Source organism: Micromonospora sp. NPDC047756, assembly GCF_055587245.1.
Genome location: NZ_JBVJGQ010000013.1, coordinates 25,968 through 32,987, shown reverse-complemented (window position 1 = coordinate 32,987; position 7,020 = coordinate 25,968). Strand labels below are relative to the sequence as shown.

Here is a 7,020-nt window from a genome sequence, read left to right as displayed (position 1 = left end):
ACCCGCTGCCTCAAGCGCTACATCGCCCGACAGCTCTACCGCACCATCACCACCCACCACCGCACCTCTTGACAACCCCCACTCACAGATCGGCGCGGACCTCGACGCGCACGATCGGCGCGGACCTCGACGCGACAGCTCGCGGGCACCCGAGGGTGACCGCGAGCTGTCGTACCGGCGGGGTGTTTGTGTTTCAGGGAGTGGCGTGGTCCTTGACCTGGTGGGCGGCGGACTTCGTGTCGTCCTTGACCGCGTGCACGGCGTCCTGAGCGGTGGACTTCACCGACTCGGCGGCCTGCTGGGCCGGCTCGCGCAGCTCGCTGGCCACCTCGCTCAGCTTCTCCTTCACCGCCCCGCTGTGCTCGCCGACCTTGGCCTTCACCTGGGCGGCGGCCTCCTGCTCACGGCGGGAGGCCGGGATCAGCGACGAGGCCAGCCAGCCGACCCCGAACGCGATCAGGCCGGCGGCGAGCGGGTTGCCCTGGGACTTCTGCCGGATCACCCGCGGCGCGCTGTGCGCGGCGTCGCTGACAGTGGTCGCCGCCGAGTGCGCGGCGTCGCTGACGCTGGAGGCCGCCGACGAGGCGCGGTCACCCACCGAGTGGGCGGCGTGACCGGTGCCGTGGCCGAGGTCAGACGCGGTTCCCATGACCTTGTCCCTCACATTCTGCAGAGCGGAACGAGCCCGCTGCTTGCGGTCGTCGACGATGCGGCTCGGGCTGACCTTGTACGCCAGCGCGTCCACGTCGGAGCTGAGGCTGTTACGGGTGGCTTCGATCTCCCGGCGGATCTGATCGGGGTCGGTGCTCATCGGGTGACTCCCTCCGGGTGCGGCTTGAGCGCGTCGGGGATCCGCTGCACGCTGTCGTTCGTCTGCTTGAGCCCGCGTACGTGCTGGGCGTTCTTCTTGGCCATCGAGTAGAGGACGGCGGCGACCACGGCCCAGATCACGGCCACGATCAGCGCGGCCAGGCCGGAGTCCATGACGTTGTCCAGGAACTGCCAGATGGCGATAGACACGAACAGGGCCACCATGTAGCCACCGAAGCCGGCACCGCCGAAGAGGCCCGCGGCCTTGCCGGCCTTCTTGCCCTCCTGCCGGATCTCGGCCTTGGCCAGCTCGACCTCCTGACGCATCAGCGTCGACAGGTCGGTGGTGACCTGACGCATCAGGTCACCCAGCGAGCTGTTCTTCACCTCCGACGCGGTGTGCGGAGCACCCGCGTCGGGGTGGTAACCGGAGTCCAGTCCGGACCCCTGCGTCGGCATGCTCATGCCGTCGCCTCCCTTCGGATGACTCGGCGGCTCACGGGCGGGGGCTGCCGCTGGACGGCACGCCCGGCAGCGGGTCGGTCTGGGTCACCGGCGGCAGCGGCTGACCGGTGCCGGAGTGCTCCGGGTGGTCGCCGCGAGTGGGCTCGGCGTAGTCACCGGGCGCCGGGTCGGCGTAGGTACCGGGCGTCTGGTCGGCGTAGCCACCGGACGTCGGCGGGGTGTGCGTACCGGGGGTCGGGTCGAGGTAGCCGCCCGGCGGGACGGCGTCCGGGACCGCGCGGGGCGCGGGCGGCGGCGTCGGGATCACCGCGGTCTGCTCCGGGTCGTACGCCCCGGCGCCCCGGAAGGTCGAGGAACCGTTGCCGGAGTCGTCGCCGGCGGCCGAGATGCCACGGGTCAGCCGGCCGGCCAGCACACCGAGCACCGCCGCGCCGACCAGGAAGGTGCCCGGGTTACGCCGCGCGTAGTCGCGCACCTCGGTGATCAGGTCGCCGGGCTGACGCTCCTCGAGCCAGCCGGCGACACCGTGCACCCGGTCGGCGGCCTGGCGGGCGAGCTCGCTCACCGGGCCGGCCTGGCCGCCCTGCTCGGCCATCGAGCGCATCTCGTCGGCCAGCGAACGCAACCCGCCGGCAGCCCGGCGCTGCTGCTCACCGGTCTGGCTGGCCAGCTGACTGCGGGCCTCGCCGTACAGGTTGCGGGCCTGCCGGGCCGCCTCGCGGCCGACCTCGGCGCCCTGCTCCTTGGCGGTCTGGGCGACCGCGCCACCAGCCTGCGCGGCCTCCGACCCGACCTGGCGCGCCTGGTCGCGGACGCCACCGCCGTTGGTCGACTGCTGCCCGTACGTGGAAGACGTAGGTGAAAGATCGTAAGTCATGATGTCCCTTCCGCTCAGAAAGTCGTCGCGGTTGTGCTGGGGGGATGCGGCGCGTTGCCGTCGCCGCTGACCATTGACCTACCCTGCGTTTTGGCTTCCATACCTCTTCGTGCATTTATCTGCGCGGCCCCCTGGTTGGTCTTCAAAATGGAGGATCGTCGGGCTGCGTCACGTCGCCGCTGCGGACAGTGAGGCAGATCCACGGAGGGGGCAGCGATGGCACGAGACGCACGAGGCGGCCGAGCGGCCGGTCCCCGACCCCGGGTCCAGCTGGCCGCGCTGGTGGTGGCCGGGGTCTTCCTGCTGATCGGCGTCCTCGGCTTCATCCCCGGCATCACCACCGACTACGGCGAGCTGCGGTTCGGCGGGCACCACTCCGACGCCCACCTGCTCGGGCTGTTCCAGGTGTCGATCCTGCACAACGTGGTGCACCTGCTCTTCGGGCTGGTCGGCCTGGCGCTGGCCCGCAGCGTCGCCGGTGCCCGCGTCTTCCTGGCCGCCGGTGGCGCGGTCTACCTCGCCCTCTGGCTGTACGGCCTGGCGATCGAGGCGATCAACCCGGAGGGCGGGGCGAACATCCTGCCGGTCAACGACGCCGACAACTGGCTGCACCTGGCGCTCGGCTTCGGGATGCTCGCGCTCGGGTTGCTGCTGTCGAACCAGGCTGGCACCGGCGGACGCCTGGACAACCCCGCCAACCGGCACTGAGCTGGACCTTCGGGGTTTCCCGGTCACGCCCGTCGGGGTAAGCGGCAGGCGGAGGAGGTGCCGTCATGCCCCGTTGGCTGCGTGACAACGCCCTGGCCGTCGCCATGCTCGGTGCGTCCCTGGTCTTCCTGGTGTTGCAGAGCGTCTTCGGCTGGCAGACCCACAACGAGGAATTGACCGAGTTCGGGGCCGCGCCGCTGAGCTGGCCGTCGTACCTGACCAGTGGGCACTTCGTCGAGGCGGTCTTCGAGAACTGGGAGTCCGAGTTCCTCCAGATGGGCGGGTACGTGCTGCTCACCGCGTACCTGGTGCAGCGGGGCTCGGCCGAGTCGAAACCGGTGGACCAGACCGACCGGCCCGAGGACGACGAGCGCCGGGCGACCCCGCGGTCACCCTGGCCGGTACGCGTCGGCGGCCTGCCGCTGGTGGTCTACCGCAACAGCCTCTCCCTCGCCCTGCTACTGATCTTCGCCGGCTCGTTCGTCGGGCACCTGCTCGGTGGCACCGCCGCGTACAACCAGGAGCAGGCGCTCCAGAGCGGGGCGCCACCGATCGGGGTGTGGGAGTTCCTGGGCACCAGCGACTTCTGGTTCCAGTCCATGCAGAACTGGCAGAGCGAGTTCCTCGCGGTCGGCGCGCTGATCCTGCTGAGCATCGTGCTGCGCCAGCACGCCTCACCGGAGTCGAAGCCGGTGACCGTCGAGCACGCCAGCACCGGCGCCTGAGACGTCGACGCGGCCGTCAGGCCGCGACCGGCAATCGCTTGGCAAAACAGACGCTGTACGGGTTGCCCACGTACTCGCCGTACACCGGGATCTGCTGGTAGCCGCACGCGGTGTAGAGGGCGATCGCGGCCGGCAGGTAGGTGCCGGTCTCCAGGCAGACCACCGACTGCCCCTGCCGGAACGCGCACTCCTCCAGCGCGGCCAGCAACTGGCGACCGATCCCCCGCCCCCGGTACGCGGGCCGGACGTACATCCGCTTGACCTCGCCGGTCTCGGCGTCGAGCGCCTGGAGCCCCCCGCAGGCGACCGCCCGACCGTTCAGCACCACCGCCAGGTAGTGGACGTCGTCGTGGGGGAAGAAGACCTGCCCGTCCAACCCACCATCGGCCTCGCGCAGCTCACGCTGCTGCGCGACGACCATGGCGGCGATCTCCGGATCGGTGGCAGGCCGGGACTCGATCAGCATCACCCCACGCTAGGACGCGTGGATTTCGGGGAGGTTTCCGGAAATCGACCCCACCACGGAGCGCAACGAACTACTCGGCGTCGTTCTCGTCGTCGATGTCGTCGTCGGAGAGGTCCGCCCCCACCTCGTCCTCCGGCCGCACCCGGCGAGCCTTCCGGGCGGCGAGCCGATCCGCGGCGGAGGCCCGGTTCGACTTCTCCTCCAGGCGGACGTCAGTGCCCCGGTTACCGGGCACGAACTCCACGCCGGCGAAGAGCGTCGGCTGCCAGTCGAACTCGCGCGCGCCGATCCGCACCAGGTCACCGGGCTGCGCGCCGGCCTTGGCCAGCTTGTCCTCCACCCCGAGCCGGGCCAGCCGGTCAGCCAGGTAGCCGACCGCCTCGTCGTTGTCGAAGTTGGTCTGCTTGACCCAGCGCTCCGGCCGCACACCACGCACAGTGAACGAGCCGTCCGCCTCGGCCGTGATGGTGAAACCGTCGTCGTCGACGGCGATCGGGCGGATGACGATCCGGGTCGGCTCGGCCGGGGGAGCGGCCTTACGCTCCGCGTCGACCAGCTCGGCCATCGCGTAGGTCAACTCCTTGAGCCCTTCCCGGGTGGCCGCGGAGACCTCGAACACCTGGTAACCGCGCTCCTCCAGGTCGGGGCGCACGATCTCGGCGAGGTCGCGGCCGTCCGGCACGTCGACCTTGTTGACGGCGACCAGCCGTGGGCGGTCGGCCAGGCCGCCGTACTGGCTCAGCTCCGCCTCGATGGCGTCGATGTCGGCCACCGGGTCGCGGCCGGGCTCCAGGGTCGCCGAGTCGATGACGTGCACCAGCACCGCACAGCGCTCGATGTGCCGCAGGAACTCCAGGCCCAGGCCCTTGCCGGTGGCCGCGCCGGGGATCAGGCCCGGCACGTCCGCGACGGTGAAGGTGTGGTTGTCCATCCGGACCACGCCGAGGTTGGGCACCAGGGTGGTGAACGGGTAGTCGGCGATCTTCGGCTTCGCGGCGGAGATCACCGAGATCAGCGACGACTTGCCGGCGGACGGGAAGCCCACCAGGCCCACATCGGCGACGCTCTTCAGCTCCAGCACGATGTCCAGTTGGTCGCCGGGCTCCCCCAGCTCGGCGAAGCCGGGCGCCTTGCGCTTGGCGTTGGCCAGCGAGGCGTTGCCTCGCCCGCCGCGCCCACCACGGGCGACCTCGAAGGTGGTGCCGGCGCCGACCATGTCGGCCAGCACCGTGCCGTCGGGGGCCTGCACCACTGTGCCGTTGGGCACCTTGAGCACCAGGTTGCGGCCGTTGGCCCCGTCCCGGTTCGAGCCGGCGCCACCCTTGCCGTTGTCGGCCTTGACGTGCGGGTGGAAGTGGAAGTCGAGCAGCGTGGTCACCTGCGGGTCGACCACCAGGGAAACACTGCCCCCGTGCCCACCGTTGCCGCCGTCCGGTCCACCGAAGGGCTTGAACTTCTCGCGGTGGATCGAGACACAACCGTGCCCGCCATCGCCGGCCTGCAGATGCAGCACGACCCGGTCAACGAACGTTGCCACGGCGTCAATCCTTCCAGCGAGGTCCAACCCCGCACTTCGGAAAAGGCTAAGCGGGCCGGGACCCGGAGGTCCGCGGCCCGCTTGAGCGAAGAGAACTACTGCTGCGGAACGATGCTGACGGTCTTGCGACCGCGCTTCGTGCCGAACAGGACCGCACCGGCGGACAGCGCGAACAGCGTGTCGTCGCCACCACGGCCGACCAGGTCACCGGGGTGGAACTTGGTGCCACGCTGCCGGATGATGATCTCACCGGCGCTGACGACCTGACCACCGAAGCGCTTCACGCCGAGTCGCTGGGCCGCGGAGTCACGACCGTTACGCGAGCTGGACGCACCCTTTTTGTGAGCCATTGGAGGACGACCTACTTCCCGCTGGAGATGCCGGTCACCTTGACCTGGGTCAACGGCTGACGGTGACCCTGGCGCTTGTGGTAGCCAGTCTTGTTCTTGAACTTGTGGATCCGGATCTTCGGGCCCTTGGTGTGCGCGGCGATTTCGCCGGACACCGCGACCTCGGCAAGCTTCGCCGCGTCGGTCACCAGGTCGTCACCGTCGACGAGGAGCACCGCGGTGAGCTTCACCGCGTCACCGGGAGCACCGGTGAGCTTCTCGACCTCGATCACGTCGCCCTCGGCGACCTTGTACTGCTTGCCGCCGGTCTTGACGATCGCGTACATCGGAGGCGGACTCCCTGTCGTTGAGGCTGCTGGCGGTCGTTCCCGCAGCGGCTCGCCGGGTAGCAGTGCACGGCGGCGCGGGCACACGGGAACTCGGCACACCAAAGGTGGGCCGCAGGCAAGAGTACGCCATCGCTGGCCCGGACCCCAAACCGGCCCGCCCTGCTCAGCGCGCGCAGAGCTGGTCGAGGCGCTGCTGGAGCCGGTCGAGTTCGGTCTCGTCGATCGACTCGACGTCGGCACCGAGCGCGGAAACCTCGGTGCCGAGGTCGGTGAGCAGCGTCTTGAGCTGCGGATCGTCGGTCCGCTCCGACTGCTCCCGCAGGACGGTCCGCCAGCCCGCCAGCGCTCCCTCGGCCCGATCCCGGGCAGCCTCGGCCGTACGGCTGTCCCCGGCACCCACCGCCGCGAGCATCCGACCCAGCTCAGCCACGTACGTCCGGGCGGCACTGGTGCTGGCCTCCTGCGCCGCGGCGCACACCTGGGTGGCGTTGCCGCCCGCCACGCCGCCGCTGGCCGGCATGCCGGTCGGGCCCCCTGGGGTGCCGGCGACCGCCGAGCCGGCGTCCTCGGCGGTCGTACCGGTGGCGCAGCCGGCCGCGACGGAGAGCATGGTGAGCAGCGCGGTGACCGCGAGCAGACGGCGCATCTTCTTCTCCTGACCCGGGACGGCCGACCGAGGACGGGGTGGCCACAACGGCGAGGTCCCTCCCCCGTCACTTTGCCGGGAGAGGGACCTCGTCAAACATGTGGCCG

The 7,020-nt window shown here is 70.6% G+C and carries 10 protein-coding genes; 2 read left to right on the top strand and 8 right to left on the bottom strand.

All coding sequences use genetic code 11. The annotated features are described in order from the left end of the window. Positions 1–193: 193 nt before the first annotated feature. Genes ACZ6NZ_RS32140 through ACZ6NZ_RS32130 form a run of 3 tightly spaced genes read right to left on the bottom strand, consistent with a single transcriptional unit; the run spans position 194 to position 2,152 of the window. Positions 194–811: a DUF3618 domain-containing protein gene (locus ACZ6NZ_RS32140; RefSeq protein WP_366611900.1), complete on the bottom strand. Its 618-nt coding sequence runs from the start codon at positions 809–811 to the stop codon at positions 194–196. Continuing rightward, positions 808–1,275 carry a phage holin family protein gene (locus ACZ6NZ_RS32135; protein WP_366611898.1) on the bottom strand — a complete coding sequence of 156 codons (468 nt, stop codon included), beginning with the start codon at positions 1,273–1,275 and terminating at the stop codon, positions 808–810. Before ACZ6NZ_RS32135 ends, ACZ6NZ_RS32140 begins: the two co-directional genes overlap by 4 nt. Positions 1,276–1,306: 31 nt before the next feature. Then, positions 1,307–2,152: a hypothetical protein gene (locus tag ACZ6NZ_RS32130; protein ID WP_366611897.1), complete on the bottom strand. Its 846-nt coding sequence runs from the start codon at positions 2,150–2,152 to the stop codon at positions 1,307–1,309. A gap of 216 nt (positions 2,153–2,368) precedes the next feature. Between ACZ6NZ_RS32130 and ACZ6NZ_RS32125 the strand changes: the two genes are divergently transcribed. Both ACZ6NZ_RS32125 and ACZ6NZ_RS32120 read left to right on the top strand, forming a co-directional pair. After that, a complete protein-coding gene (locus ACZ6NZ_RS32125; RefSeq protein WP_366611896.1) occupies positions 2,369–2,860 on the top strand; it encodes a DUF4383 domain-containing protein in 492 nt (163 codons plus the stop codon). A 65-nt stretch (positions 2,861–2,925) separates the two neighbouring features. Further along, positions 2,926–3,585 (top strand): DUF6766 family protein, encoded by a 660-nt coding sequence (locus tag ACZ6NZ_RS32120; RefSeq protein ID WP_465861601.1) that lies wholly within the window; start codon positions 2,926–2,928, stop codon positions 3,583–3,585. A 16-nt stretch (positions 3,586–3,601) separates the two neighbouring features. On the opposite strand, the gene ACZ6NZ_RS32115 is transcribed toward ACZ6NZ_RS32120, so the two are convergent. The 5 genes from ACZ6NZ_RS32115 to ACZ6NZ_RS32095 all read right to left on the bottom strand — a co-directional run bounded on the left by ACZ6NZ_RS32115 (position 3,602) and on the right by ACZ6NZ_RS32095 (position 6,913). Continuing rightward, the gene (locus ACZ6NZ_RS32115) at positions 3,602–4,051 is read right to left on the bottom strand and encodes a GNAT family N-acetyltransferase (RefSeq protein WP_465861600.1); all 450 of its coding nucleotides are present in this window, start codon (positions 4,049–4,051) and stop codon (positions 3,602–3,604) included. A 70-nt stretch (positions 4,052–4,121) separates the two neighbouring features. Next, positions 4,122–5,588, bottom strand: a complete 1,467-nt coding sequence (gene obgE / locus ACZ6NZ_RS32110) for a GTPase ObgE (RefSeq protein WP_465861599.1) — start codon at positions 5,586–5,588, stop codon at positions 4,122–4,124. Between the two features lie 95 nt (positions 5,589–5,683). Next, entirely contained in the window at positions 5,684–5,938 is a 255-nt protein-coding gene (gene rpmA / locus ACZ6NZ_RS32105) for a 50S ribosomal protein L27 (RefSeq protein WP_007464062.1), read from the bottom strand. A gap of 11 nt (positions 5,939–5,949) precedes the next feature. Further along, a complete protein-coding gene (gene rplU / locus ACZ6NZ_RS32100; RefSeq protein WP_007464063.1) occupies positions 5,950–6,264 on the bottom strand; it encodes a 50S ribosomal protein L21 in 315 nt (104 codons plus the stop codon). 166 nt (positions 6,265–6,430) lie between these two features. After that, positions 6,431–6,913: a hypothetical protein gene (locus ACZ6NZ_RS32095; protein ID WP_465861598.1), complete on the bottom strand. Its 483-nt coding sequence runs from the start codon at positions 6,911–6,913 to the stop codon at positions 6,431–6,433. Positions 6,914–7,020: the final 107 nt, after the last annotated feature.

What these genes read in the sequence shown, in the direction of transcription:
- ACZ6NZ_RS32115 (WP_465861600.1), bottom strand. Translation starts at nt 4,051, where the DNA reads ATGCTGATCGAGTCCCGGCCTGCCACCGATCCGGAGATCGCCGCCATG.
- rpmA (WP_007464062.1), bottom strand. Translation starts at nt 5,938, where the DNA reads ATGGCTCACAAAAAGGGTGCGTCCAGCTCGCGTAACGGTCGTGACTCC.
- rplU (WP_007464063.1), bottom strand. Translation starts at nt 6,264, where the DNA reads ATGTACGCGATCGTCAAGACCGGCGGCAAGCAGTACAAGGTCGCCGAG.
- ACZ6NZ_RS32125 (WP_366611896.1), top strand. Translation starts at nt 2,369, where the DNA reads ATGGCACGAGACGCACGAGGCGGCCGAGCGGCCGGTCCCCGACCCCGG.
- ACZ6NZ_RS32095 (WP_465861598.1), bottom strand. Translation starts at nt 6,913, where the DNA reads ATGCGCCGTCTGCTCGCGGTCACCGCGCTGCTCACCATGCTCTCCGTC.
- ACZ6NZ_RS32130 (WP_366611897.1), bottom strand. Translation starts at nt 2,152, where the DNA reads ATGACTTACGATCTTTCACCTACGTCTTCCACGTACGGGCAGCAGTCG.
- ACZ6NZ_RS32135 (WP_366611898.1), bottom strand. Translation starts at nt 1,275, where the DNA reads ATGAGCATGCCGACGCAGGGGTCCGGACTGGACTCCGGTTACCACCCC.
- ACZ6NZ_RS32120 (WP_465861601.1), top strand. Translation starts at nt 2,926, where the DNA reads ATGCCCCGTTGGCTGCGTGACAACGCCCTGGCCGTCGCCATGCTCGGT.
- ACZ6NZ_RS32140 (WP_366611900.1), bottom strand. Translation starts at nt 811, where the DNA reads ATGAGCACCGACCCCGATCAGATCCGCCGGGAGATCGAAGCCACCCGT.